The sequence below is a fragment of the Streptomyces sp. NPDC028635 genome (assembly GCF_040637635.1).
Classification (GTDB): domain Bacteria; phylum Actinomycetota; class Actinomycetes; order Streptomycetales; family Streptomycetaceae; genus Streptomyces.
Window position 1 is genome coordinate 4,870 of sequence record NZ_JBEZWX010000036.1, and the last position, 24,800, is coordinate 29,669.

Annotated in this window: 21 protein-coding genes and 1 pseudogene; 8 read left to right on the plus strand and 14 right to left on the minus strand. The window is 73.3% G+C overall.

Annotated elements, in window-relative coordinates; all coding sequences use genetic code 11:
* Nucleotides 1-794: 794 nt before the first annotated feature.
* The 3 genes from AB0E88_RS28645 to AB0E88_RS28655 all read left to right on the plus strand — a co-directional run bounded on the left by AB0E88_RS28645 (nucleotide 795) and on the right by AB0E88_RS28655 (nucleotide 4,854).
* Nucleotides 795-2,237: an alkaline phosphatase PhoX gene (locus AB0E88_RS28645; protein WP_361636342.1), complete on the plus strand. Its 1,443-nt coding sequence runs from the start codon at nucleotides 795-797 to the stop codon at nucleotides 2,235-2,237.
* A 358-nt stretch (nucleotides 2,238-2,595) separates the two neighbouring features.
* A complete protein-coding gene (locus AB0E88_RS28650) occupies nucleotides 2,596-4,194 on the plus strand; it encodes a TROVE domain-containing protein (RefSeq protein ID WP_361636344.1) in 1,599 nt (532 codons plus the stop codon).
* A gap of 87 nt (nucleotides 4,195-4,281) precedes the next feature.
* Nucleotides 4,282-4,854 (plus strand): helix-turn-helix domain-containing protein, encoded by a 573-nt coding sequence (locus tag AB0E88_RS28655; protein WP_361636347.1) that lies wholly within the window; start codon nucleotides 4,282-4,284, stop codon nucleotides 4,852-4,854.
* Nucleotides 4,855-4,906: 52 nt separating this feature from the next.
* On the opposite strand, the gene AB0E88_RS28660 is transcribed toward AB0E88_RS28655, so the two are convergent.
* The 7 genes from AB0E88_RS28660 to AB0E88_RS28690 all read right to left on the minus strand — a co-directional run bounded on the left by AB0E88_RS28660 (nucleotide 4,907) and on the right by AB0E88_RS28690 (nucleotide 12,194).
* Nucleotides 4,907-6,106: a TerD family protein gene (locus AB0E88_RS28660; RefSeq protein ID WP_361636350.1), complete on the minus strand. Its 1,200-nt coding sequence runs from the start codon at nucleotides 6,104-6,106 to the stop codon at nucleotides 4,907-4,909.
* Between the two features lie 60 nt (nucleotides 6,107-6,166).
* A complete protein-coding gene (locus AB0E88_RS28665) occupies nucleotides 6,167-7,156 on the minus strand; it encodes a zinc-dependent alcohol dehydrogenase family protein (RefSeq protein WP_361636352.1) in 990 nt (329 codons plus the stop codon).
* A complete protein-coding gene (locus AB0E88_RS28670) occupies nucleotides 7,153-7,980 on the minus strand; it encodes a carbohydrate ABC transporter permease (RefSeq protein WP_361636355.1) in 828 nt (275 codons plus the stop codon). The genes AB0E88_RS28665 and AB0E88_RS28670 overlap by 4 nt, the downstream gene beginning before the upstream one ends.
* Nucleotides 7,977-8,915, minus strand: a complete 939-nt coding sequence (locus tag AB0E88_RS28675; protein ID WP_361636358.1) for a sugar ABC transporter permease — start codon at nucleotides 8,913-8,915, stop codon at nucleotides 7,977-7,979. Before AB0E88_RS28675 ends, AB0E88_RS28670 begins: the two co-directional genes overlap by 4 nt.
* A complete protein-coding gene (locus AB0E88_RS28680) occupies nucleotides 8,912-10,282 on the minus strand; it encodes a sugar ABC transporter substrate-binding protein (RefSeq protein WP_361636361.1) in 1,371 nt (456 codons plus the stop codon). Before AB0E88_RS28680 ends, AB0E88_RS28675 begins: the two co-directional genes overlap by 4 nt.
* 74 nt (nucleotides 10,283-10,356) lie before the next feature.
* On the minus strand, nucleotides 10,357-11,127 hold the full coding sequence (locus AB0E88_RS28685) for a DeoR/GlpR family DNA-binding transcription regulator (protein ID WP_361636364.1): 771 nt from the start codon (nucleotides 11,125-11,127) through the stop codon (nucleotides 10,357-10,359).
* Nucleotides 11,128-11,384: 257 nt separating this feature from the next.
* Nucleotides 11,385-12,194, minus strand: a complete 810-nt coding sequence (locus AB0E88_RS28690; RefSeq protein ID WP_361636367.1) for an NAD(P)-dependent oxidoreductase — start codon at nucleotides 12,192-12,194, stop codon at nucleotides 11,385-11,387.
* A 256-nt stretch (nucleotides 12,195-12,450) separates the two neighbouring features.
* Here AB0E88_RS28690 and AB0E88_RS28695 point away from each other — a divergent pair, with 256 nt between their 5' ends.
* From AB0E88_RS28695 to AB0E88_RS28705, 3 genes are all read left to right on the plus strand, one after another.
* Nucleotides 12,451-13,392, plus strand: a complete 942-nt coding sequence (locus tag AB0E88_RS28695; RefSeq protein WP_361636370.1) for a 5-dehydro-4-deoxyglucarate dehydratase — start codon at nucleotides 12,451-12,453, stop codon at nucleotides 13,390-13,392.
* Entirely contained in the window at nucleotides 13,389-14,546 is a 1,158-nt protein-coding gene (locus tag AB0E88_RS28700; RefSeq protein ID WP_361636373.1) for a hypothetical protein, read from the plus strand. Before AB0E88_RS28695 ends, AB0E88_RS28700 begins: the two co-directional genes overlap by 4 nt.
* A 285-nt stretch (nucleotides 14,547-14,831) precedes the next feature.
* Nucleotides 14,832-15,422, plus strand: a complete 591-nt coding sequence (locus tag AB0E88_RS28705; RefSeq protein WP_361636376.1) for a TIGR03086 family metal-binding protein — start codon at nucleotides 14,832-14,834, stop codon at nucleotides 15,420-15,422.
* Between the two features lie 63 nt (nucleotides 15,423-15,485).
* On the opposite strand, the pseudogene AB0E88_RS28710 reads toward AB0E88_RS28705, so the two are convergent.
* A pseudogene (locus tag AB0E88_RS28710) lies at nucleotides 15,486-16,010 on the minus strand (DUF6584 family protein); the annotation flags it as partial.
* Nucleotides 16,011-16,236: 226 nt separating this feature from the next.
* On the opposite strand from AB0E88_RS28710, the gene AB0E88_RS28715 reads away from it, so the two are divergent.
* Nucleotides 16,237-17,034, plus strand: a complete 798-nt coding sequence (locus AB0E88_RS28715) for an HAD family acid phosphatase (RefSeq protein WP_361636378.1) — start codon at nucleotides 16,237-16,239, stop codon at nucleotides 17,032-17,034.
* 113 nt (nucleotides 17,035-17,147) lie between these two features.
* Here AB0E88_RS28715 and AB0E88_RS28720 read toward each other — a convergent pair whose 3' ends face one another.
* The 6 genes from AB0E88_RS28720 to AB0E88_RS28745 form a co-directional block, all read right to left on the minus strand.
* Nucleotides 17,148-18,599 (minus strand): penicillin-binding transpeptidase domain-containing protein, encoded by a 1,452-nt coding sequence (locus AB0E88_RS28720; protein WP_361636381.1) that lies wholly within the window; start codon nucleotides 18,597-18,599, stop codon nucleotides 17,148-17,150.
* Between the two features lie 54 nt (nucleotides 18,600-18,653).
* Nucleotides 18,654-19,313, minus strand: a complete 660-nt coding sequence (locus AB0E88_RS28725; protein WP_361636383.1) for a response regulator transcription factor — start codon at nucleotides 19,311-19,313, stop codon at nucleotides 18,654-18,656.
* Nucleotides 19,314-19,397: 84 nt separating this feature from the next.
* Nucleotides 19,398-20,654, minus strand: a complete 1,257-nt coding sequence (locus tag AB0E88_RS28730) for a histidine kinase (protein ID WP_361636482.1) — start codon at nucleotides 20,652-20,654, stop codon at nucleotides 19,398-19,400.
* Nucleotides 20,654-21,703 (minus strand): hypothetical protein, encoded by a 1,050-nt coding sequence (locus tag AB0E88_RS28735; RefSeq protein ID WP_361636385.1) that lies wholly within the window; start codon nucleotides 21,701-21,703, stop codon nucleotides 20,654-20,656. Before AB0E88_RS28735 ends, AB0E88_RS28730 begins: the two co-directional genes overlap by 1 nt.
* 82 nt (nucleotides 21,704-21,785) lie before the next feature.
* The gene (locus AB0E88_RS28740) at nucleotides 21,786-22,256 is read right to left on the minus strand and encodes a GNAT family N-acetyltransferase (RefSeq protein ID WP_361636387.1); all 471 of its coding nucleotides are present in this window, start codon (nucleotides 22,254-22,256) and stop codon (nucleotides 21,786-21,788) included.
* Between the two features lie 40 nt (nucleotides 22,257-22,296).
* Nucleotides 22,297-23,070, minus strand: a complete 774-nt coding sequence (locus tag AB0E88_RS28745; RefSeq protein ID WP_361636390.1) for an IclR family transcriptional regulator — start codon at nucleotides 23,068-23,070, stop codon at nucleotides 22,297-22,299.
* Nucleotides 23,071-23,186: 116 nt separating this feature from the next.
* Between AB0E88_RS28745 and AB0E88_RS28750 the strand changes: the two genes are divergently transcribed.
* Complete coding sequence (locus AB0E88_RS28750; protein WP_361636393.1) at nucleotides 23,187-24,716, plus strand: aldehyde dehydrogenase (NADP(+)); 1,530 nt, start codon at nucleotides 23,187-23,189, stop codon at nucleotides 24,714-24,716.
* The last annotated feature ends 84 nt before the right edge of the window (nucleotides 24,717-24,800 follow it).

Genomic DNA, 24,800 nt, shown 5'->3' on the forward strand with positions numbered 1-24,800 from the left:
GTGGTCGGGCGGGCCGCATATCGGAGTGCCGGGGGCTGCTCGGGTGTTGGGGCGTGCCCTGTCGGGGATGCAGGTGGGGCGGCGGGTGTGGTCGGGCGGGCCGCATATCGGAGTGCCGGGGGCTGCTCGGGTGTTGGGGCGTGCCCTGTCGGGGATGCAGGTGGGGCGGCGGGTGTGGTCGGCCCGGCCGCATCCCGGAGAGCCGGGGGCGGGCGCTTGGGCGTGCCCCATCGGGGAAGTGCAGGTCAGGCTGCAAGGGCGCTCGGGTGGGCCGCACCCCGGAGAGCCGGGTGGGGCTGCTCGGGTGTTTGGGCGTGCTCCGTCGGGGCGCCGGTCGGGCTGCGGAGACGGTCGGGCGGGCCGCTTCTCCGAGTGCCGGGCGGGGTCGTACCGGTGCTTGGGCGCGGCCCATCAGGGAGTGCGGGGCAACGCTGCAGGGGCGCTCGGGCCGGCCGCATCACGGAGTGCCCGGTGGGGCCGTCCGGGCGTCCGGGTCGGCGCCGACGGGGGGTGCGGGGAGGCCCGCCGGGTCCGTGGCGGCCTCCGCGGGAGCGCCGTGCCGCCGGGGGCCTGAGCGCCGGGAGGCGGGGCGTCGCGGTGCCGGTTCGCGGCGGGTTGCGGTGTGGTTACGGGTGGATCCATACCGACTCATGGGACGCGCCGTACGGATTCATGGAAGCCGACCCGCTCATGACGCCCCGCGTTCAACCCCCGTTCAGTCGCGGGCGCGACGGTGGCGCCGACTCAGAGGTCCGCCACCCTCCACGGCACACCCCCCGTCTCAGGAGACACGCATGTCGCTCACCCGCAGGGACTTCGGCAGGAACACCGCGGCCACCGGTGCCGGGGTCGCCCTGGCCGGCACGGTCGGCGCCCTGGCCAGCGCGCCCAACGCCCTCGCCTTCGCCGACACCGAGACCGCGGGCGAGGCGTCGGCGGATGCTCACCACGGGGCCGGCTACGGCCCGCTCCTGCCCGACCCCAAGGGCATCCTGGCCCTGCCCGCCGGGTTCTCCTACCGCGTCATCACCTACAGCGGGAAGACCACGCTGGAGTCCGGCGAGTCCACCCCGTCCAACCACGACGGCACCGCCACCTTCGACGGCCCGCGCGGCGCGACCCTGCTGGTGAACAACCACGAGCTCAAGGGCCCCCGGGCGAACTGGAAGTACCCGGTGCCGCTCACCGAGGGCCTCGTCTACGACCCCGCCGCCTCCGGTGGCTGCACGGTCGTCGAGGTGCGCCGCGACCACGTCGCCGAGTGGGTCGGCATCGCCGGCACCTCCACCAACTGCGCCGGCGGCCGCACCCCCTGGGACACCTGGCTCACCTGCGAGGAGACCGAGGACAAGGCCGGCCAGAACGGCATGACCAAGGACCACGGCTACGTCTTCGAGGTCGACCCCGAGGACCGCCGGGCCAACCGTGACCCCAAGCCCATCAAGGCGCTGGGCCGCTACGCCCACGAAGCCGTCGTCATCGACCCCAAGCGCGGCCACGCCTACCTCACCGAGGACGCCGCCGGCCCCAACGGCCTGCTCTACCGCTGGACCCCGCCGGAGGGCTTCGAGCACGGCCGCGGCAAGCTGCGCACCCTCGCCGACGACGCCGGTGTGCTCCAGGCGTTCAAGTGCTTCGACTCCGGCGGCCAGTTCGTCGACGACCTCTCCCGCGCCACGAAGACCGGCACGGTCTACGGCGTGGACTGGGTCGACGTCCCCGACCGCGACGCGAGGACCGTCGCCGTGCGCAAGCAGTTCACCGCCGGCCAGGTCACCCGCGCCCGCAAGCTGGAGGGCATGTGGTGGGGTGACGGCGGCGCCTACATCGTCTCCTCCTTCGCCCGCGCGGAGAGCCCGGTCCAGCACGACGGACAGGTCTGGTTCTACGACCCCAAGCGGCGCACCCTGACGCTGAAGGTGCTGCTCGGCGTGAACCCGGACCCGGCGAAGGACGGCGCCTTCGACGGCCCCGACAACATCACCGTCTCCCCTTACGGCGGCCTCGTGATCGCCGAGGACGGCGAGGGCGTGCAGCACCTGTTCGGCGCCACCGAGAGCGGCCGCACCTACCCCATCGCCCGCAACGAGCTCAACATCGGCACCGCACAGGAGCCGGAGTACAGCGAGTTCACCGGCGTCACCTTCTCGCCCGACGGCAAGACCCTCTTCGCCAACATCCAGGAACCGGGCATCATGCTGGCCATCACCGGTCCCTGGAAGCGCCACAAGCGGTAACCGCGCCCGCCTGGGCGGCCGTTAATTCGTTCGCACGCCCCGAGCTGCGCCTCCTACAGTGAGATCACGACGCAGCGCACCTCCCGGTGCGATGACAGCGGCTACTTCTTCTCCCGAAAGAATCCGATGCCGCAGTCGACCTGATCTCGGGAGGCGCAGCTCATGGTGGGTGCCCGGTGCGCAGGCAGCGGATACTTCGGTCAGCGGGTCACGGGTTCGAATCCCGTCGGCACCTTCGGGGTGCCGTAGCTCAGCGGATAGAGCAGCTGTTCTTCCTCCGTCGCCGACTTCGACCTCGGGCACCCTCCATCTGCCGCGCCCTCCCTCCGAAATGCCGCAGAATTCGGGGGAATTCATCATGGCGCGATTCAACACGCGCACCGCGAAAGCACAGCCCGTCTCCCGCGTCACCTCCACCGGCCGCGTGCTGCGAACGTACGAGGGCGGCCGGGGCCACGAGCGCGACGCGCGCTCCGAACTCTTCCTGCTCGCGGTGTCGAACCTCGTCTCCCAGCAGACCTTCTACGAGTCCGGCGCACAGCGCGACGACCGCTTCGCCCGGCTCGTGCGCGAGCTCGCCGTCACCGACCCCTCCTGGACGGCCGGCCTCCTCGGCTGGCTGCGCGGCGAGGGCGGCATCCGCACGGCCGCGGTCGTGGGCGCCGCCGAGTACGTGAAGGCGCGCCTGGACGCCGGCGCCACCGACGGCCCGTCGAACCGGCAGGTCGTGGACTCGGTCCTGCGGCGCCCGGACGAGCCCGGCGAACTGCTGGCCTACTGGACCGCGACGTACGGCCGGGCCGTGCCCAAGCCCGTCAAGCGCGGCATCGCCGACGCCGTACGACGGCTGTACACCGGCAAGGCGCTGCTGAAGTACGACACCGCCGCCAAGGGTTACCGCTTCGGCGACATCCTGAACCTCGTGCACGCGACGCCGGACCCGGACAAGCCCGGGCAGGGCGAGCTGTTCCGGTACGCGCTGGACCGCAGGCACCACCCCGACACGGCCGTACCGCCCGCCGCGGACCGCGTCCTGACCGCGCACCGCGCGCTGACGGCGCTGCCGGTGGCGGAGCGGCGCGCGGTCGTGACCTCGGCCGGCGGGGCCGAGCGGCTGGCGGCGGCCGGGATGACCTGGGAGGCGCTGGCGGGCTGGCTGCGGGGCCCGATGGACCGGGCGGCCTGGGAGGCCGTGATCCCGTCCATGGGCACGATGGCGCTGGTGCGCAACCTGCGCAACTTCGACGAGGCCGGCGTCTCGGACGAGGTCGCGGCACGCGTGGCGGCCCGGATCAGCGACCCGCTGGAGGTGGCGCGCTCGCGGCAGTTCCCCTTCCGCTACCTCGCCGCCCACCGGCACGCGCCGTCGCTGCGCTGGGCCTACCCGCTGGAGCAGGCGCTGCGCCACTCGCTGGCCAACGTGCCCGCGCTGCCCGGCCGGACGCTGGTGCTCGTCGACCGGTCGGGATCGATGTTCTGGTCGCGGCTGTCCGACCGCTCCGAACTCACCCGGGCCGACGCGGCGGCGGTCTTCGGCACGGCGCTCGCCCAGCGCGCGGACCACGCGGACCTGGTCGAGTTCGGGTCGACGAGCAGCCTGGTGCCGTTCCGCAAGGGCGAGTCGGTGCTGAACGTCCTGGCCCGCTTCGGCGACCTGGGCGGCACCGACACGGTCGAGGCGGTGCGCCGCCACTACCGGCGCCACGACCGGGTGCTGATCGTCACCGACGAGCAGTACGCCGCGAGCCGGCACGGCGACCCCACCGAACAGGTGCCGGCCCACGTTCCCGTCTACACCTGGAACCTGGCCGGCCACCGGGCGGGCCACGGCCCCTCCGGGCAGGGCAACCGGCACACCTTCGGCGGCCTCACGGACGCGGCGTTCCGCATGGTTCCCCTGCTGGAGGCCGGCGCCGACGCCGACTGGCCGTGGACGGACCGGCCGGCCGCTCACTGAGCGTTCCCGCGCACGGCAACCGACGGTCCTCGTCCCGTTCTCGCTAGAATCCGGAGAGGCTCTCCGCCACGTCCAAGGAGTTTCGGGATGACGCAGGTCAAGCCCATGCGCGCGGACGCTCGGCGCAATTACGAGCGGTTGCTGAAGGTGGCGGCACAGGCGTTCGCCGAGCATGGGGAGGGCGCGTCGCTCGACGACATCGCCAAGCGTGCGGGTGTCGGCTCCGGCACGCTGTACCGGCACTTCCCGACGCGGCAGGCGCTGCTGGAGGCCGCGTACATGGACCGCGTCGAGGCGATGGCGGCGCGGGCCGGTGAGATCGCGCGTGAGCTGCCGCCGGGCGAGGCGCTCGTGGAGTGGCTGTACGAGCTCTGCGTGGGTTCGATCCAGGTGCGTGGGCTGAAGGCCCTGCTGGGGTCGGCCGTCACGGACGGCAGCGCTGCCGCGCTGACGGTGTGCGGGACGTCGATGAAGGCCGCGGCGGCGCGGCTGGTGGAGGCGGCCCGGGCGGAGGGAACGCTGCGCGGGGACGTCGGGCCGGTGGACCTGCTGCGGCTGGCCCACGGCGTGGCGACGGCCTCGGAACTGGCGGACCCGGAGGGCGGGCAGATCCGGCGGTATCTGTCGGTGCTGACGGAGGGGCTGCGGCCCGGGAGGTGACCCGGGCCCGGGGCGCCCCGGTGCCGACGGGGCGCCCGTGCGGGCGCGGTGACTACAGGGCCTGGGCCGCCGGCTTGACCATGTTGCGGACCGTGCGGGCCTTCACGAAGTCGCCGATGGCCGTCATCTCCCACTCGCCCGAGAACTGGCGGATGAGCTTGGCCATCATCACGCCGGTCTGCGCCTCGGCGTGGGTGAGGTCGAAGCGGACCAGCTCCTCGCCGGTGGCCGCGTCGATCAGACGGCAGTAGGCCTTGGCGACCTCGGTGAACTTCTGGCCGGAGAAGGAGTTGACCGTGAAGACCAGGCCGGTGACGTCCTGGGGGAGGCGGCCGAGGTCGACCACGATCACCTCGTCGTCGCCCGCGCCCTCACCGGTGAGGTTGTCACCGGAGTGCTTCACCGCGCCGTTGAGGATGGACAGCTTGCCGAAGTAGCAGCTGTCGAGGTGGTTGCGCTGCGGGCCGTAGGCGATGACGGACGCGTCGAGGTCGATGTCCGCGCCGCGGAACGCGGGCTCCCAGCCGAGGCCCATCTTGACCTGCGAGAGCAGCGGGCGGCCGCCCTTGACCAGGGAGACGGTCTGGTTCTTCTGCAGGCTGACCCGGCCCTTGTCGAGGTTGATCTTCCCGGCGCCCGGGGCGGGGGCCGGCGGCGCGGCCGGGGCGGCGGGCGGCGCCGCCGGGGTCTGCACGGGCGCCGGGGGCGCCACGGGCTGCGGCGGGGCCGCCGGCTGCGGCGGGGCCGCGGCCGGGGCGGGCTCCTCCACCGTCACGCCGAAGTCCGTGGCGATGCCGGCCAGGCCATTGGCGTACCCCTGGCCGACGGCGCGGGCCTTCCACTGGCCGCCGCGCTGATAGATCTCCATGACGACCAGCGCCGTCTCGGTGCCCAGCTGCGGGGGTGTGAAGGTGGCCAGGACCGAGCCGTCGTCCGCGTCGCGCAGGGTGGCCGTCGGCTCGATGCCCTGGAAGGTCTGCCCGGCGGCGTCCGGGCTGGCGGTGACGACCACCTTCTCGATGCCCGGCGGCAGCGCGGTCGTGTCGACCGTGATCGCGTCCGGGGCCGTGCCGCCGCCCGAGCGGTACGTCACGCCCGGGCCGGCCGGCTGGTTGTAGAAGATGAAGTCGTCGTCGGAGCGCACCTTGCCGTCGGAGGTGAGCAGCAGGCCCGACACGTCGAGCCGCACCGGGGCGGCGACGTCCACCGTCACGCGCGCGGCCGGCAGAGGGATGTTCGAGCCAGGGGTCATAGCTGTCATGCCGGGTGAACGAATGACACCGCTTTACCGTTCCCTTACCCGCCGAATGGCTTACGGCACCACCACGATCTTGCGCCCCACCCCCGCGGCGAACTGCTCCAGGGCGCGCGGGTACTCCTCCAGCGGCAGCCGGTCGCTGATGAAGACCTCCGGGTCCAGGACGCCGCCCGCGAAGAGCTCCGCCGCCCGTTCGAAGCTGTGCAGCACCGCCATGGAACCCGTGATCGTGATCTCCTGGTTGTAGACGCGGTACGGGTCGATCGTCACCCGCGTCGCGTAGTCGGCCACCCCGAACTGCAGGAACGTGCCCGCCTTCGCCACCCGGCCCAGTCCGTCCTGGATGGCGGCGGCGTTGCCCGTCGCGTCCACGACCACGTCCCAGCCCTGCGGGCGGTCCAGCTCGTCGGCGCCCGCGGCCGACGCGGACACGCCCAGCCGGCGGGCCGTCTCGAGGCGGGCCGGGTTCACGTCCACCATGTCCACGCTCGCCGCGCCCGTCCGCTTGGCCAGCTCCAGCATCATCAGGCCCATCGTGCCGGAGCCGTAGATCAGGACGTGCGCGCCGAGACGGGCGCGCAGCACGTCGTAGCCGCGCACCGCGCACGACAGCGGCTCCACCAGCGCCGCGTCCTGTGTGCGCACATGCTCGGGCAGCTTCACGCAGTTGGCGACCGGGGCCACCGCGAACTGCGCCGCGCCGCCCGCCGTCGTCACGCCGATCGCCGCCCACCGTTCGCACAGGTTGTTGTGGCCGCTGCGGCAGTACCGGCACTCGTAGCAGTACAGGGAGGGGTCGACGGCGACCCGGTCGCCCTCCGCGATCTCCGTGACCTCGCGGCCGGTGGCGACGACGGTCCCCGCGAACTCGTGCCCCGGCACGATCGGCAGCTTCGGCGCGAACTCGCCCTGCAGGATGTGCAGATCCGTACCGCACAGACCGCAGGCCGCCACCTCGACGACGACCTCGCGCGGGCCCGGCGCCGGGTCCGGGACCTCGGTGACGACGGCGCGGCCCACGGACTCGATGACGGCGGCCTTCATTTCACGGCTCCCAACGACAGGCCCTGGACGAGTTTGTCCTGGGCGGCGAACCCCGCGGCGAGCACCGGCAGGGAGACGACGAGCGACGCGGCGCACACCTTCGCCAGGAACAGGCCCTGGCTGGTGATGAAACCGGTCAGGAAGACGGGCGCGGTCTCGGCGACGACACCGGTGAGCACCCGGGCGAACAGCAGCTCGTTCCAGCTGAAGATGAAGCAGATCAGGGCGGTGGCGGCGATGCCCGGCAGGGCGATGGGCGCGACCACGCGCGCGAGGATCGTCGGCAGCCTGGCCCCGTCCACCCGCGCCGCCTCGATGACCGCGACCGGGACCTCGGCGAGGAAGGACTGCATCATCCACACCGCGATCGGCAGGTTCATCGAGGTGTACAGGACGACCAGCAGCCAGATGTTGTCCAGCAGTCCCGCGTTCCTCGCGAAGAGGTAGACCGGCAGCAGGCCCGCCACGGCCGGCAGCATCTTGGTGGACAGGAAGAAGAACAGCACATCCGTCCACTTGCGCACCCGCCGGATGGACAGCGCGTACGCCGCCGGCAGCGCCAGCAGCAGGACCAGCGCCGTCGAGGCCACCGACGCCACCACCGAGTTGATCAGCGCCGGCCAGGGGCTCGCGCCGCCGCCCGCGCCGAAGAACTCGCGGTAGCCGTCCAGCGTCAGTGACGCGGCGAAGGAGGGCGGGTTGGCCGCCGCGTCCTGCTCGGAGTGCAGGGACGTCAGCGCCATCCACGCGACGGGCAGGAAGAACAGGATCCCGGCCAGCCAGGCCAGCAGACCCGGGCCGCCTCGGCGCAGTACGGCGGTCATGAGCGCGCCACCTCCTCACGGAACAGGGACGACACCACGCGCAGCGCGAGGGTCGCGATGAGAATCGAGCCGATGACGACCAGGACGCCCGCGGCGGAGGCGAGGCCGTTCTCGTGGGCCTGGTAGAAGCTCTGGTAGACGGTGTAGGGCAGGTTGGCGGTGCCGAGACCGCCGGACGTGATCGTGAAGACCGCGTCGAAGTTCTGCACGATGTAGATCGAGCCGAGCAGGGCGCCGAGTTCGAGGTAGCGGCGCAGGTGCGGCAGCGTGAGGTGGCGGAAGACCTGCCAGGTGTTCGCGCCGTCCACACGGGCGGCCTCCAGCTGCTCCGGGTCGCGGCTCTGCAGCCCGGCCAGCAGGATCAGCATCATGAACGGGGTCCACTGCCACACCAGGGACGCCTCCACCGCGAGCAGCGGGGCGTCGGAGATCCAGTCCGGCTGCGGGCCGCCGACGTAGTGCAACAGGCCGTTGAGCAGGCCGTATTCGGGGTTGTACAGCACGTGCTTCCACAGCAGGGCCGCCGCCACCGGCACGATCAGGAACGGCGCGATCAGCAGGGTGCGCACCACGCCCCGGCCGCGGAACCTGCGGTCCAGCAGCAGCGCGAGGGCGAGGCCCAGGACCAGGCTCACCAGCACCACGGCTGCCGTCAGCAGCACCGTCGTCCACACCGAGTGGCGCAGGGCCGCGTCGGTGAGGACCTGGCGGTAGTTGTCGAGGCCGGTGAAGCGGCGGGCCTTGGGGTAGAGGGCGTTCCAGTCGAAGAAGGAGATCGCCAGTGTGGCCACGAACGGCAGCTGGGTCACGGCGATCATGAAGACCAGGGCGGGCAGCAGCGGGGCGCGGGTGGCCCAGGCGCGCAGCCGGGCCGAGGGCTGCCGCGGCGCGCGGACGGGGGCTGCCCGCAAGGGCGTGGTGGTCGTGGCGGTCATCGTCCCTCGTACTCCTTGGCGACGCGCTCGGCGAGCTGCTGGGACTTCTCCAGGGCCGTCTCGACGGACTGGCGTCCGGCGATGGCCGCGCTGATCTCCTGGGAGACCTTGGTGCCGAGGTCGGTGAACTCGGGGATGCCGACGAACTGGATGCCGGGCGCGGGGCGCGGCTGGACACCGGGGTCGCGGGGGCGCGCGGACTCGATGGCCTCGCGGGTCATCTCCTGGAAGGCGGAGGCCTCCTGGACGTAGGCCGGGTTGGTGTACGTCGACGCGCGCTTGCCGGCCGGGACGTCCGACCAGCCCGACTCCTGGCCGACCAGTTGCTCGTAGCCCTTGCCCGACGCCCAGGAGACGAACGTCCACGCCTTGTCGGAGTTGCGGGAGGCCTTCTGGATGCCCCACGCCCAGGTGTAGAGCCAGCCGGCGGACCTGGTGCGCTCCACGGGAGCGGGGGCGTAGCCGACCTTGCCCTTCACGGGGGAGTTCGCGGCCTCCAGGGAACCGGCCGCCGAGGTGGCGTCGTACCACATGGCGACCTTGCCCTGGGTCATGTTGTTCAGGCACTCGGCGAAGCCGGACTGGGCGGCGCCGGACTCGCCGTGCGCACGGACGAGGTCGACATAGAACTTTGTCGCCTTCTCGAAGGCGGGGGAGTCCAGCCGTGCCGTCCAGTCCTTGTCGAACCAGGTGCCGCCGAAGGTGTTCACGACCGTCGTCAGGGGCGCGGTCAGCTCGCCCCAGCCGGGCAGTCCGCGCAGGCAGATGCCCTTCATGCCGGGCTCGGCGCCGTCCGCCTTCGCCGCGAGGGCGGCCACCTGCTGCCAGGTGGGGTGGGCGGGCATGGTCAGGCCCTTGGCCGCGAACACGTCCTTGCGGTACATCAGGAAGGACGACTCGCCGTAGAAGGGCTGTCCGTAGCGCTTGCCGTCGTCGCCGGTGAGGGACTCGGCGATGGGCCGCAGGACGTCCTTCTCGTCGTACGCCGGGTCCGCGGCGACGTAGGAGTCCATCTCGTGCAGCCAGCCGTTGCGGGCGTAGATCGGTATCTCGTAGTTGGACAGCGTGGCCACGTCGTACTGGCCGGCCTGGTTGGCGAAGTCCTGGCTGATCTTGTCGCGGACGTCGTTCTCCGGCAGGACGGTGAAGTTGACCTTGATGCCGGTCTCGCGGGTGAAGTGGTCGGCGGTCAGCTTCTGCAGTTCCACCATCTGCGGGTTGTTGACCATCAGGACGTTGAGGGAGTCGCCGCCGGAACCGGACCCGCCCGCGCCGGCCCAGCAGCCGGACAACAGCGGGGCGAGCAGCATCCCTGCGGCGGCCGTGGCGAGTGCGGCTCGCGGCCTCCGTCGGCTCGGGGTGCGCATGGATCGCTCCTGGAGGTATGGGGACATAAGGGGCGCCGCGGGCAGGGCGGCGTCCCGAGGGGACCTGTCGTGGATCAGACCCGGATGACCTGCGGGCCCAGCAGGGAGTAGCGGTGGGCCTCGGCCGCCGGGAGCTGGGTGCTCGTCACGATCGCCTCCAGCGCGCCGGCCTCGGCGAACCGGCAGAAGCTGACGGCTCCGAACTTGGTGTGCACGCCCGCGAAGACGCAGCGCCGCGCGGCGCGCATCGCCTGCGCCTTGACCTCGCCGACCGCCGGGTCGGGCGTGGTCAGGCCGTACTCGCGGGAGATGCCGTTGGCGCCGATGTAGGCGAGGTCGAGCACGAACCCGGCGAGCATCTTCGTCGTCCAGTGGTCGACGGTGGCGAGGGTGCCGGAGCGGACCCGCCCGCCGAGCAGCAGCACCGACGTGTCCGGGGCCCCGGCGAGTGCGCCCGCGACCGGCAGGGACGCGGTGACGACGGTCAGCGGCCGGTCCCGGGGGAGGGCCTCGGCGATGAGCTGCGGGGTGAAGCCCTCGTCGACGAAGACCGTCTCGGCGTCCCCGAGGAGCTCGGCCGCGGCGGCCGCGATCCGGCGCTTCTCGGGCACGTGGCTGGTGGCGCGGAAGGCGAGCGTCGTCTCGAAGCCGGCGCTCTCCACCGGGTAGGCCCCGCCGTGGGTGCGGCGGACGAGCCCGTGGTCCTCCAGGGCCCGCAGATCCCGTCGTACGGTCTCCTTGGCCACGCCCAGTGCGGCGGCGAGCGCGGTGACGTCCACCGACCCGGTGGCGCGGGCGGCCCGCACGATCTCCCGTTGGCGTTCTTCCGCACTTCTCGTGGTCATGACCGGCCCACCTCCCTCGCCGTGGTGCCCGTTCGGGCCCATGGGGGAAGTTCTACAGCGGGTGCCGGGCGCTGACCAGGTCTGTTGCGCGCCCGATGCTGCCCGGACGTGCCCGAGTGTGCCGCGCGGTGCCCGCCGCGGACCTGCGCAAGAGCGGTGGGCGGGCGTGGGATCGGGCACGGCGGGTGCCCGAACACGGGGGCGGGCGGGCCCGTTCGGTGCCCGCCCGCCCCCGCAAGCGACGACTTCGCGCCGGATCAGTACGGCCAGATCGGCGGGTCGGTGACGAAGTGGCCGCCCAGGTGGGCGTGCGCCTCGTTGGCCGGATCCAGCTCGCCCTGCTCGGCGAGCAGCTTCGCGGCGTAGGGCTCGGAGTCGTCCTGCGGTGCGTAGCCGAGCGCCCGCGCGGAGGTCAGGTCCCACCACAGGCGCGTGTTGGCGGAGGAGCCGTACACCACGGTGTGGCCGACGTGCTCGGCGGTCAGGGCGGCGTGGAAGAGGCGGGCGCCGTCGGCCGGGCTCATCCACACCGACAGCATGCGCACGCTGGTCGGCTCCGGGAAGCAGGAGCCGATGCGCACCGAGACGGTCTCCAGGCCGTGCTTGTCCCAGTACAGCTGGGCGAGGTCCTCGCCGAAGCACTTGGACAGTCCGTAGAAGGTGTCGGGGCGGTGCGGGGTGTCCACGGGGATCAGCGGATCGTCGCCCTGCGGCCGGGGGGTGTAGCCGACGGCGTGGTTGGAGGACGCGAAGACGATGCGCCGCACGCCTTCCCGGCGGGCGGCCTCGTACAGGTTGTAGGTGCCCTCGATGTTCGCCGCGAGGATCTTGCCGAAGGAGGCTTCCAGGGAGATGCCCGCGAGGTGGATGATCGCGTCGACACCCCGGACGGCCTCTCGCAGGGTGTCCGCGTCGGCGAGGTCGGCGGTGATCGCCTCCGGCGCGTCCTCGATCGGGCGGACGTCGAGCAGGCGCAGGGCGTAGCCGTGTTGGGGGAGCAGGCCGCGCATCAGGGTGCCGAGTCCGCCGGCGGCGCCGGTGAGCAGAACGGTACGGGGAGCGGGCATCCTCGGTCTCCTTGCGTCAACGGCCGCATGCGTGGCGGACATTCACATGCGTGGACACGCTAGAGATCGGCGCGCCGCACCGTCAAGGGGCGCGCGGAGCGGCGGAACCCACGTGCCCAGCGGTTCTCTCGGCGCGCTCGCACCGGCCGTGTGCTTGACCGGCGGCGAACGGGCTCCCTAGGCTGACGCCGTTCATGAATATGGACATCAATCAGTGACGTAATCGGCCGGAAGTGCAAGTGCCCAGGGAGTGCCCGTGTCGTCAGTCCCCCTCGCCGCTCGACTCGGCGCCCCCGGTGGGCCGTTGTTCTTCCCCGTCACCGCGTACGGACCCGACGGCTCGGTCGACCTCGACACCTACCGCACCCATGTGCGCCAGGGCGTCGAGGCCGGGGCCGCCGCCGTGTTCGCCTGCTGCGGCACCGGGGAGTTCCACGCGCTGACGCCGCAGGAGTTCGCGGCCTGCGTGCGCACGGCCGTCGAGGCCGCCGACGGGCGCGTCCCCGTGCTCGCCGGCACCGGCTACGGCACCGCCCTCGCCACCCACTTCGCCCGGCTCGCCGAGGACGCCGGGGCCGACGGGCTGCTCGCCATGCCGCCGTACCTCGTCGTCGCGGGGCAGGAGGGGCTGCTGCGGCACTACCGCGAGATCGCCGCCGCGACCGCCCTGCCGGTGATCGTCTACCAGCGCGACAACGCCGTGTTCACCCCGCAGACCGTCGTCGGACTCGCCCGCACACACGGCGTCATCGGCCTCAAGGACGGCCTCGGCGACCTCGACCTGATGCAGCGCACGGTCAGCGCGGTGCGGACCGAAGTGCCGGGCCCCTTCCTGTACTTCAACGGCCTGCCGACCGCCGAGCTGACCCAGAGGGCCTACCGTGCCATCGGCGTCCCGCTGTACTCCTCCGCCGTCTTCTGCTTCGCCCCCGAGATCGCCCTCGCCTTCCACCGGGCGCTTCGCGACGGCGACCGGGCGAGCGCCGACCGGCTCCTGGACGGCTTCTACCGCCCCTTCGCCGAGCTGCGCGCCCGGGGCCGCGGTTACGCCGTCTCCCTGGTCAAGGCGGGCGTACGGCTGTGCGGACCGGACGTGGGCCCGGTGCGGCCCCCGCTGCAGGAGCCGGCCGAGGACCATGTCAAGCAGCTCGCGCGGCTGATCGAGCGCGGACAGGCCCTGCTGGAGGAGGGCAAGTGAAGGCGTCCGCGTTCGTCTACCCCTGGGACGTGGCGGGGGACCCGCAGGCACCGGCGCGGATCGCCGACCTCGGCGTGGACCAGGTCACGCTGGCCGCCGCCTACCACTCCACGCGCGCGCTGACGCCCCGTCACCCGCGCCACCGTGTCGTCACCGCCGAGTACGCCGCCGTGCTCTACCCGCCGGGCGAGGCGTGGCGGGAGCACACCCTGCGCCCGTACCCGGCCGGGGCGTGGGCGCCCGGCGACGCCTACGGCGAGGCCGCCGCGGCGCTCGCCGACGCGGGCCTCCAGGTGCACACCTGGGTGGTCCTCGCCCACAACTCCCGTCTGGGTGCCGAGCATCCGCACACCTCGGTCGTCAACGCCTACGGCGACCGCTACCCGTGGGCGCCGTGCATCGCGCAGCCCGCCACACGCGCGTATCTCGTCGCGCTCGCCGCCGAGGCCGCGGTACGGCCCGGGGCGCGCGGCACCGAGCTGGAATCCCTCGGCTGGTACGGGCTCGCCCATCTGCACGCCCACGACAAGACGGGCGGCGTCGGGCTGGGGGAGGCCGGGCAGTACCTGATGTCGCTGTGCTTCTGCCCGTCCTGCCGGGAGGGTTACGGCCGCCACGGCCTGGACGCGGGGGAACTGGCCGCAGCCGTGCGCACCGCGCTGGAGCCGGTGTGGCGCGAGGAGCCGTGCGCGCCCGGCTGGGCCGGCGTCGAGAAGCTGCTCGGCGAGTCGACGGCCGCCGCCACGCGCGCGTACCGCGACGAGACCGCCCGCACCCTCCAGGAGGAGGCCGTCGCCGCCGTGCGTGCCGCGGCGCCGGAGGGCTTCCAGGTGCTGCTGCACGCCGACCCGGTGTCGTACCACTGCGGCGCCAACGCAGGCGTCGACCCGGCGCACATCCTCTCCGTCGCGGACGGCGTGGTCGTCCCCTGCACCGGCGGCGCGGACCTGCTGGCACCGTTCGCCGGGCAGCGCCGGGGCGTGCTCGCCGCCAACCTCACCGTCGTCACCGGCATGGGCGGCAGCCCGCACACCCTCGCGGCGGACACGGCACGCGCGCGTGACCTCGGCGCGAACGCGCTCCGCCTCTACCATGCGGGGCTGGCGTCGGACGCCGACCTGGCGGCGGTGCGGGCGGCGTTGAGCGGGGGCTGACAGGGCCCCGCCGGACAGCGGCCTCACGGGGTGAAACCAGCCCACCGTGCGTGCTCCGGGACCCACTCTGCGTGCTGCCGGGCCCAGCGAGGTGACGGCGCCCTGCCCGGAGACGACACCGGGAAACCGGAGACCAGCCCGGTGGTCGGGCACGGGCGCGCGGTGCGGTCGCGTCGTGCGGCACACGGCCGCCGCCCCGGCACCGATGAGTTCCGCGGCTCGTCCCGGTCCACCGTCCGAGTGGCCCACGACCCGCGTGGCCTCGATCCGCTCCGGGAGCACCGCATGAGTGACGACACGCCGCCCTTCGACTTCGGACCGCAGGCCCGGATCGTGGCCCGCCTCGCGGAGGGTGTCCGCGACGAGCAGCTTTCGGATCCCACGCCCTGCCCCGACTACGCGGTCCGCAACCTGCTCGGCCACCTCGCCGGCCTCGCCGTCGCCTTCCGGGACGCCGCGCGCAAGGATCTCGGGCCGACCACGGACACCCCGCCGGGCGCGCAGGTGCCGGACATCGGCCCCGACTGGCGCGCGGCACTGCCCAAGGCCCTCGACGAACTCGCCGACGCCTGGCGCGACCCGGCCGCCTGGACCGGCATGACCCGTGCGGGCGGCATCGACCTCCCCGCCGCGGTCACGGCGGCCGTCGCCATCGACGAACTGGTCGTCCACGCCTGGGACCTGGCCCGCGCCACCGGCCGGCCGTACGAGCCCGACCCGGTCGCGCTCCAGGCGGCGCACACCTTCCTCCAGGCATCCACCGACGGCAACGGCAACGGCGCCTTCGGCCCGGTGGTCCCGGTACCCCGCAACGCCCCGCTCCTGGACGCGACGGTCGCCCTGAGCGGCCGCGACCCGCAGTGGCCCCGCTCTTGACGATGCACGTCCACCGTGCGCTGAAGGCCGCGCAGGTGCGCCCGGCCTCGCCGTCCTGAGTCGGTCGAAGAGCGCGAGGACTCCGTTCACCCAGATCGCGAGGAACGCGAGGGCCGCCACCAGGCAGCCGGCGCGCGCCAGGACGCCGCCGGCCGTCCGCCGCTCGGGGGGCGCCGCGCACTCCCCTTCCGGGTCGTCCCGGTAGGAGGCGGGGACGTCCCAGTCGACGGGATGCCCCGACGCCTCGGCGCAGGCGGTCCGCACCGCCACCAGCTGCCGCTCGGCGAAGGCGGTGCCGGCCGTCGTCTCGGGGCCGCGCCAGGCGAGGGCCTTCATCCGCCACCCCGGGGAGCCGTACCGTGCCTCGAAGGCGGCGGTCTCGTCGGCGTCCCGGTCCTCTTCGAGGTACATCCAGCGTCCGGCCTCGGCGGCGTCGCCGTAGAGCCGGTACACCTCGGCCAGGCGCCGGCGGAGCGTCAGGTCGTGCGGGAAGGACGAGACGAGACCGCGCAGACGCTGGCGTGCGACGGGAATCCGGCCGGCGGCCAGGTCTGCCTCGGCTCGGGCAAGGGTCTCTCTCAGAGGCATGACCGCATGATCGAGCACCGTGCTGACGTGCGTCGACCTGATTACGCGGCCCCCGGCCCCGGGACGGCGACGCCCGGGCCGTCCGGGACGCGGGTCAGTTCCTCCGGGGGCGGCACCCCAAGGATGCGGCGCAACCGTCGGCTTGACCGGATTTTTGCCTGCGAAAGAGGTCTCGATCGGGCCACGGGCCTCGCGCCCGAGGGGGTGACGCGCGTAGAAACCTGTCATGCATAAGCCACTGCGTTTCGCGGCCGCCGCGGCCGCCTGTGCCGTCGCCGGTGCCGCCCTCTACGGCGCCGGCGCGGCCACCGCCGACCAGTCGACCGCCAACTCCACGCACGAGCCGTACAACATCGGCGTCCTGGTCAAGGACATCGACACCTACTACGGCGCGACGCTCGACGGCAACGGCGTCTACCAGGCCTCGCCCACCAGCCCGTACGCCGACGACCTCGCACGGATCGACGCGGCCGCCCGCAAGTACATCGACAAGGCCGCCCGCAAGGCGCTGAAGAAGGGCGAGAAGCCGGCCGTCGTCTTCGACATCGACGACACCCTGCTGCTCAGCCTCGACTACGAGAAGAAGACCAACTACACGTACAACGGCGCCACCTGGAACGCCTACGTGGACAAGGCCGACCGCCCGGCCGTCTTCGGCAGTCCCGAGCTGGTCGGCTACGCCGCGTCCAAGGGTGTCACGGTCTTCTACAACTCCGGCCTGAGCGAGGCCCAGCGCACCGCCGCCGTCGACAACCTGAAGAAGGTCGGCGCCGATGTGAACCTGGACGCCGGCCACATGTTCCTCAAGGACAAGGCCAACCCGCCCGCCTACCTGGGCGACTGCGCCACCCCCGGCACCTGGAACTGCACCACCGTGCAGTACAAGGCGGGCACGCGCCGGCACATCGAGGACGACCTCGGCTACGAGGTCATCGCCAACTTCGGCGACCAGTACTCCGACCTCGAGGGCGGCTACGCCGACCGGACGTACAAGCTGCCCAACCCGACGTACTACGTGGGCTAGTCCCCGGGCACGCCGGCAGCGGCCCCGCCGGTTCTCACCGGCGGGGCGCGGGCACGACACAGGGGGCAGCCCCCGAGCGGCTGCCCCCTGTGTCCCCCGCGTTCCGTGCGCCGCTAGCTCTTCAGCGCGGCCTTCATCATGGCCTTGGCCACCGGCGCGGCCAGCCCGTTGCCGCTGACCTCGGAGCGCGCCGCGTCGGACTGCTCGACCATGACCGCCACCGCGACCTCCTTGTCGCCGGCCTTGGCGTACGAGGTGAACCAGGCGTACGGCGTCTTGCTGTTGTTCTCGCCGTGCTGGGCCGTACCGGTCTTGCCGCCGACGGTCGCGCCGGAGATCCGGGCGTTGGTGCCCGTGCCCTCCTCGACGACCGTCTGCATCGCCGACTGGAGCTGCTCGGCGGTGCGGGAGCTGACGATCTCCTTGCTCTGGGCGTCCTCGTCGTAGTTGTGCAGCACATCGCCGCCGCTGTCGGTGATCTGGGACACCATGTGCGGCGAGACCAGCTTGCCGCCGTTCGCGATCGCCGCCGACACCATCGCCATCTGCAGCGGCGTCGCCGTCACGTCGAACTGGCCGATACCGGTCAGCGCGGTCTGCGCCTTGTCCATGTCCTCGGGGTACACGCTCGGGTACGCCCGCACCGGCACGTCCTGCTGCTCGTCGTTGAAGCCGAACTTCTCCGCCATGGCCCGCACCTTGTCCTGGCCGAGGTCGACCGCCATCTTCGCGAAGACGTTGTTGCAGGAGTACTGCAGCGCGACCCGGATGGAGGCGTTCTCGCAGGGCGCCGACGGGTTCTCGTTGCTCAGGTCCCGCGTGGTGCCCGGCAGCCGGTACGGGTCCTGGCTCGCCGTGCGCTGGTCCACCGAGGAGTACAGCCCGTCCTCCAGCGCGGCCGCGGCCACCACCAGCTTGAACGTGGAGCCCGGCGGCAGCGGCTGGCGCAGCCCCCGGTTGTTCAGCGGCTTGTCCGCGTCGGCGTTCAGCTCCTTCCACGCCGAGCCCGCGGTGTTGGCGTCGGTGAGCGCGGACGGGTCGTACGACGGCGCCGACACGACGGCGAGGATCCGGCCCGTCTTCGGGTCGATGGCGACGGCGCCGCCCTTCTTGCCGCCGAGCGCCTTGTACGCCGCCTTCTGCACGTCCGGGTCGATGGTCGTCAGGACGTCGCCCGGGTCGGCCCGCTTGCCGGTGACCGTGTCCATCACCGTCCGCAGCCGCGGGTCCGTGCCGTTGAGCAGCTGTGCGTAGATGCCCTCCAGCTGGGTCGGGGCGTACGCCTGCGAGGCATAGCCCGTCACCGCCGCGTACAGCCTCCCGTCCGTGTACGTGCGCTTGTACGCCAGATCACCGCCCGACGTCCGCGTCGAGCCGGTCACGGAACGCCCGGCCACGATGATGTTGCCGAGCGGCTCCGCGTACGTCTGGATCGCGTTGCGCCGGTTGTCCTTGTCGTCCGCGAGCGCCGTGCCGTCGTAGAACTGCACCCAGGTCGCCCGCACCAGCAGGGCGAGCACCAGGAGCAGCGCGAAGACCGATGCGCGCCTGATCGTCTTGTTCATCCCGATCAGAAGACGAGCAGAAGGGCGTCGATCGTTCCCTCGCGCCCGGTTTTCTCATCGTCCGCTCAGGAAGCCCGCCTCGTACGCCGCGATCACCGCCTGGGTGCGGTCCCGGGCCCCTGTCTTGGCCAGCACCGACGCCACATGGGTCTTCACGGTGGCGGGGCCGACGCCCATGCGCCCGGCGATCTCCGCGTTGGTGAGCCCCGCCGCCATCAGGCGCAGCACCTCGCGCTCGCGGTCCGTGAGCCGTCTCACCCAGGCCGGGGGCGCCGCCGGGGCCCCCGCGTGGGCGGACGCGAGCGTGCGCACGGCGGAGGGGAAGAGCAGGGTGTCGCTGCGCGCGACCAGCCGTACCGCCTGGACGAGCGTGTCGGCGTCCGCCCGTTTCAGCAGGAACCCGGCGGCTCCGGCGCGCAGGGCGTCGTACACGTAGGAGTCGTTCTCGAAGGTGGTGACGACGACGATGCGGGGCGGGTCGGGGAGGGTGGCGAGGATCTGCTCGGTGGCGCGGATGCCGTCGATCTGCGGCATGCGCACGTCCATCAGCACCACGTCGGGTCGCCGGTCGCGCACGACGGCCACGGCCTCGGCGCCGGTCGCCGCCTCCCCGACCACGTCGAGGTCCGGTTCCGCGGACAGGATGGCGTGCAGCGCGGTGCGGACCATGCGCTCGTCGTCGGCGAGGACGATCCGGATCGGCTCACGGCTCATACGGGTCCCTTCGTCGGGGTGGTGCGGTTCCGCCCGGCGCGGTCGTGCGGCGGCTCGAGCGGCCCTGCGGTCGCTGCGGTGGGGTCATGCGGTCCCCCGCATCGGCAGGTGGACGTGCAGCCGCCAGGCCTCTCCGGCCGGGCCGGCCTCGGCGGCGCCGCCCAGCAGCCGGGCCCGCTCGGCTATGCCGTGCAGGCCGTGGCCGCCGCCGGGCCGGGCGGCCGGGGCGCGGGAGGCGCCGAGGGAGTTGGTCAGGGTGATCTCCAGACGCGGGCCGTCGGCCACGATCCGCACGTCCACCGCGGTCCCGGTGCCGCCGTGCTTCAGCGCGTTGCTCAGCCCCTCCTGCACGATCCGGTACGCCTCCCGGGACACCAGGTCGGGCAGGACGGCCGGGTCCACGCCGACCTCGGCCCGTACCCGCAGCCCGCCGGCGCGGGTGCGGCGCAGCAGGGCGTCGAGGTCGGCGGCGAGCGTCGGCGCGGGCGCCGTTCCGGGGGCGTCACCGGCGCGCAGCACGCCGAGGACGGCGTCGAGTTCACCGACGGTACGCCGGGTGGTGTCCTCGATCGCGGCGAGCGCCTCGCGCACGAACCCCGGGTCGCTGTCCAGCACCCGGCGGGCCGCGCTCGCCTGCAAAGTGACCGCGCTGAGCGCGTGCCCGACCGAGTCGTGCAGCTCGCGGGCGAGCCGGTTGCGCACGGCGAGGTCGGCGGCGCGCGCCTCGGTGGCCGCGAGCCGGTCCTCCGGGGTCGGCCCGAGCAGCGCGGGCGCCCACCGGGCCAGCAACGCCCCGCAGCCGGCCGCGCATCCGGCGAGCGCCAGCAGCATGGCCACGCCCGCGAGCGGGGCGAGCACCAGGCCCCAGCCGTGGACGAGGACGCCGGGAAGCCCCAGCCCGTTTCCGCGCAGCCCCGCGAACAGCGGCAGCACCATCAGGACGACCGCGAACGGCGGCACCGCCAGCGACATCCCGGACAGGATGCCGCCGAGCCCGAGATGCAGCGTGAACCAGGCCGCCGACCGGCCACGAGCGGCACGGCCCCGGGCCGGCGTGGGGGAGAGCGCGTCGGGGTCGACACCGCACAGGGCGCGCACCGCGCCCGCCTCCAGCGGCCGGGTCATCGGGAACAGGGCGGCGGTGAGCGCGGCCAGCGGCAACCCCGCGGCGAACGACAGCAGTTGCAGCGGCAGATCGCCGAAGACGTACCGGGAGTCCATGGCCGGCCCGATGACCACCTCACCGACGAAGACGTACGGCATGGCGAGCGCACCACCGAGGATCAGATGAACCCAACGCCGCCGCGCCCGCCCCCCGAACAGCAGCCGGACCCCGGACATCACGCGCCGGGCTCCGTGGCCGCCGCCGGTCCGACGGGAGCAGTCGCCCGCCCGGCGCGCGGCGCGGCCCCCGCGCCGGCCACCGCGGACCGCTCCGCGAGGAACCACGCCACGGCGGCGGCGACCAGCAGTCCGGTGATCATGTGGCCAGCGTAGGTGAGGTTCATCGGCCCCGTGGGCCGGTCGGCGGCCTTCTCCACGCCGGTCAGCGAGGCCAGCGCGAGCCAGCCGCCCCAGCAGGCCGTCGCGCCGGAGCCGAGCCAGGCCGCGGCGAGCGGCACCACGGCGGGCAGCCGGCGGCCCCGGCGCAGCGCCAGGGCCAGGCCGCCGACGACGGCCGACGCGAGGAAGACGACGTACAGGGCCTCCATGACGTAGAAGCCGCTGTCCCGGCCGGCGGCGCGGCCCGTGCTGAGGGCCGCCGTGCTGCCGGACAGCCACAGCACGTGCGGTGCGGCGACGGCGGGCGCGAGCACCGCGGCGGCACCCGCGGCCACCCGCTGCGCCCGCCCCCGCGCCCCCGAGGGCAGGTCGCCCACCCGGCCCCGCCACAGGCCGCCCCAGCGGTCGTGGGCGTACCGCACGAACAGCGTGGCCAGGCACAGCCCCTGCACGATGAAACCGGTGTACACCACGGTGAACACCCAGGCGTCCAGGAAGGGTTCGCCGCCGCCGGCCGTGTGCGTCCGGCCGCCCAGCGCCGTGACCAGCAGCTGGAGCGGGAACCCCGCCATGATCGGCGCGAGCAGACCGGTGGCCACCCACACCGGCAGGGCGAGCAGCCAGGCCGGCACGCGCAACCCCCACGGCCGGGTCAGCAGCAGCGCCAGCACGATCACCGCGCCGTCCATGAGCACGGTGACCGCGTTGGCGACGACCATGGTCGTGCGGTGCTCCAGCAGCGGACTGCCGTCCGGCACCCCGAGGCGGCTCCCGGCGATCCAGGCGGCCTTGAGGCCGAGATACGGCACGCAGGCCGCGATCGTGACGGCCCGCAGCACGCGGCGCGGCCGCCCGAGGGCATCGGACGGGGTGAGTGATCGGCTCATGCCCCCCACGCTCTCGCGCACAGCCCGCCCCGGGCCTCCTGCGCGGTGACGATCCGCCTCCACCGCGCGGGGGAGAGCGGTGTCAGCCCGGCAGCCGGAGCACGACCTCCTCGATCTCCTCGCCGCGCGCCTGCGCGAAGTCGACGGCCCGGGCCGTCTCCAGGAAGCCGCACTTGGCGAGCACCCGCAGCGAACCCGTGTTGTCGGCCGCCGCCCGCGCGAAGAGCGGGCGTTCGGGCACCAGGCCGATCAGGGCCCGCAGCGCGGCCGTGGCCACCCCGCGCCCCCAGTACGCCCGGTCCACCCAGTACGTCACCTCGCGCTCGCCCGGCTCCCCGTACACCGCGGCCGAGCCGACCACGTCCCCGTCGGCGAGGACGGTGCGCAGCACGTGCGCCGAGGCTCTCACCCGCCGCCAGTGCGCGTCGAAGGCGTCCCGGTCGGCCGGGTCCTTCGGCGTGAAGGCGGCCATGTGCAGCGCCTCCGGGTCGTTCATCTGCCGGAAGAACACCGGCAGATCACTGTCGAGGACCTCACGGAGTACGACATCCATGCCGCAGAGCCTACGGGCCGCCCCGAAGGGCGCCCACGTCTCAGAGCCGGCGGGTGGCCAGGGTCAGCCGGTCGCGGGCGTCGAACAGGGCGTCCTTCACCAGCTGTTCGTGGGCGGGTGTGAGCCGCGCGACCGGCACCGAGCAGCTGATGGCGTCCCGGGCCGGGGTGCGGTAGGGGATCGACACGCCGAAGCAGCGCAGGCCCAGCGTGTTCTCCTCGCGATCCACGGCGAAGCCCTGCTCACGCACCTGGTGCAGCTCCTCGATGAGCTTCTCCCGGTCCGTGATCGTGTTCTCGGTCAGCGCCGGCAGCGTCTCCGGGAGCATCTTGCGGACCTGCTCGTCGCTGTACGTCGCGAGGATCGCCTTGCCCAGCGACGTGGAGTGGGCGGGCAGCCGGCGGCCGACCCGGGTGAAGGGCCGCAGGTAGTGCTGCGACTGCCGGGTGGCGAGGTAGACGACGTTGGTGCCGTCCAGCCGGGCCAGGTGGATGGTCTCGGTGGTGTCGTCGGAGAGCCGGTCCAGTGTCGGCCGGGCCGCCGCGACCACCTCGTCGCCGTCGATGTAGGAGGTGCCGACCAGCAGCGCCCGCACCCCGATGCCGTACCGCGTGCCGGTGGCGTCGGTCTCCACCCAGCCCAGGTCCACGAGGGTGCGCAGCAGCATGTAGAGGCTGGACTTGGGATAGCCGACCGCCTCCTGCACCGAGGCCAGGGAGTGCATGCCGGGGCGCGCCGCGAAGTACTCCAGCAGCTCCACCGTCCGCACCGCCGACTTGACCTGCGCCCCGCCGCCCGTCTCGCCTGCCGACATCGCCCTTGACCCCTTCGTTGGACGGCAAATAGTCTCCGAGCTGTTCATCATCAGAGACAGCGTTCAGTATATCGAACGCCCCTGGTGGGGCGGCGACGTACTGGGAGGGACCCACGGTGGCAGCAGCACCAGTCTGGAGTGTCGACCCCCGAACCGGGAAGCAGCGGGAACAGGTTGCGGTGGAGGCCACAGCCCAGGAGGTGGACGCCACCGTCCGCGCCGCGCACGCCGCCCGCGACTCGCTCGCCGACCGCACCGTCCGCGCCGCCTTCCTGCGGACCGCCGCCGACCGGCTGCACGCGGCGAAGGACCACCTCGTTGAGGTCGCCGACGCGGAGACCGCGCTCGGCCCGGTCCGGCTCACCGGCGAACTCGCCCGCACCTGCTACCAGCTGCGCGCCTTCGCGGACATCGTCGACGAGGGCGCCTTCCTCGACGTCGTCATCGACCACCCGGACGACACCGCGACCCCGCCCGTCCCGGACCTGCGCCGCTACAAGATCCCCCTCGGTGTCGTCGCCGTCTACTCCGCGTCCAACTTCCCCTTCGCCTTCTCCGTGCCCGGCGGTGACACCGCGAGCGCGCTCGCCGCGGGCTGCCCGGTCGTCGTCAAGTCCCACCCCGACCATCCGGCGCTGTCCGAGCTGGTCGCGAAGGTGCTGCGGAACGCCGCCGCCGAACACGGCATCCCGGCGGGGGTCCTGGGCCTCGTCCACGGCTTCGAGGCGGGCGTCGAGCTGATCAAGCACCCGCTGGTGCGCGCCGCGGGCTTCACGGGGTCGGTGCGCGGCGGCCGGGCGCTGTTCGACGCGGCAGCGGCGCGTGAGGTGCCGATCCCGTTCCACGGCGAGCTGGGCTCGCTGAACCCGGTCGTGGTGACCGAGGCCGCGGCCGCCGAACGCGCGGAGGCGATCGGTACCGGGCTCGCCGGGTCGATGACGCTCGGGGTCGGCCAGTTCTGCGTCAAGCCGGGCCTGGTGCTGGTGCCGGCCGGCGGCGCGGGCGATCAGTTGGTGAAGTCGCTGACCGACGCCGTCAGCGACACCGACGCCGGTGTCCTGCTCGACCACCGGATGCGGGACAACTTCGTCGCCGGGGTGGCCGAGCGCGCCGGGCTGCCGGGTGTCGAGACGCCGGTGACACCGGGCGCGGGCGGCGAGCACACGGTCAGCGCGGGCTTCCTCACCGTGCCGGCGAGCAAGCTGACCGAGGAGGGGGCGTACGACCTGCTGCTCGAGGAGTGCTTCGGTCCGGTCACCGTCGTGGCCCGCTACGAGGACGACACGGAGGTCAAGGGCGTGCTGTCCCGCCTGCCGGGCAACCTCACCGCGACCGTCCAGCTGTCGTCGGAGGAGGCCGCGGGCGAGGGCCGCGGCGCGGAGATCCTGCGGGAGGTGACCCCGCTCGCCGGACGCGTGCTGGTCAACGGCTGGCCGACGGGCGTCGCGGTGGCGCCCGCGCAGCACCACGGGGGGCCGTACCCGGCGACGACGTCCACGTCCACGTCGGTCGGCGGGACCGCCATCGAGCGGTGGCTGCGGCCGGTGGTGTACCAGGGGGCGCCCGAGGCGCTGCTGCCGCCGGAGCTGCGGGACGACAACCCGCTGGGGCTGCCGCGGCGGTTCGACGGGCGGCTGGAGCGGTAGGGCTTCGCCGGGGCGGTCCGGGTTCGCCGGGGCGGTTCCGGGTGCGCCGGGGCGGTTCCGGGTTCGCCGTGGGGGCGCGGGTTC

Coding starts and splice junctions, on each gene's coding strand:
- AB0E88_RS28645 (WP_361636342.1), top strand. CDS start 795: ATGTCGCTCACCCGCAGGGACTTCGGCAGGAACACCGCGGCCACCGGT.
- AB0E88_RS28650 (WP_361636344.1), top strand. CDS start 2,596: ATGGCGCGATTCAACACGCGCACCGCGAAAGCACAGCCCGTCTCCCGC.
- AB0E88_RS28655 (WP_361636347.1), top strand. CDS start 4,282: ATGACGCAGGTCAAGCCCATGCGCGCGGACGCTCGGCGCAATTACGAG.
- AB0E88_RS28660 (WP_361636350.1), bottom strand. CDS start 6,106: ATGACCCCTGGCTCGAACATCCCTCTGCCGGCCGCGCGCGTGACGGTG.
- AB0E88_RS28665 (WP_361636352.1), bottom strand. CDS start 7,156: ATGAAGGCCGCCGTCATCGAGTCCGTGGGCCGCGCCGTCGTCACCGAG.
- AB0E88_RS28670 (WP_361636355.1), bottom strand. CDS start 7,980: ATGACCGCCGTACTGCGCCGAGGCGGCCCGGGTCTGCTGGCCTGGCTG.
- AB0E88_RS28675 (WP_361636358.1), bottom strand. CDS start 8,915: ATGACCGCCACGACCACCACGCCCTTGCGGGCAGCCCCCGTCCGCGCG.
- AB0E88_RS28680 (WP_361636361.1), bottom strand. CDS start 10,282: ATGCGCACCCCGAGCCGACGGAGGCCGCGAGCCGCACTCGCCACGGCC.
- AB0E88_RS28685 (WP_361636364.1), bottom strand. CDS start 11,127: ATGACCACGAGAAGTGCGGAAGAACGCCAACGGGAGATCGTGCGGGCC.
- AB0E88_RS28690 (WP_361636367.1), bottom strand. CDS start 12,194: ATGCCCGCTCCCCGTACCGTTCTGCTCACCGGCGCCGCCGGCGGACTC.
- AB0E88_RS28705 (WP_361636376.1), top strand. CDS start 14,832: ATGAGTGACGACACGCCGCCCTTCGACTTCGGACCGCAGGCCCGGATC.
- AB0E88_RS28715 (WP_361636378.1), top strand. CDS start 16,237: ATGCATAAGCCACTGCGTTTCGCGGCCGCCGCGGCCGCCTGTGCCGTC.
- AB0E88_RS28720 (WP_361636381.1), bottom strand. CDS start 18,599: ATGAACAAGACGATCAGGCGCGCATCGGTCTTCGCGCTGCTCCTGGTG.
- AB0E88_RS28725 (WP_361636383.1), bottom strand. CDS start 19,313: ATGAGCCGTGAGCCGATCCGGATCGTCCTCGCCGACGACGAGCGCATG.
- AB0E88_RS28730 (WP_361636482.1), bottom strand. CDS start 20,654: ATGTCCGGGGTCCGGCTGCTGTTCGGGGGGCGGGCGCGGCGGCGTTGG.
- AB0E88_RS28735 (WP_361636385.1), bottom strand. CDS start 21,703: ATGAGCCGATCACTCACCCCGTCCGATGCCCTCGGGCGGCCGCGCCGC.
- AB0E88_RS28740 (WP_361636387.1), bottom strand. CDS start 22,256: ATGGATGTCGTACTCCGTGAGGTCCTCGACAGTGATCTGCCGGTGTTC.
- AB0E88_RS28745 (WP_361636390.1), bottom strand. CDS start 23,070: ATGTCGGCAGGCGAGACGGGCGGCGGGGCGCAGGTCAAGTCGGCGGTG.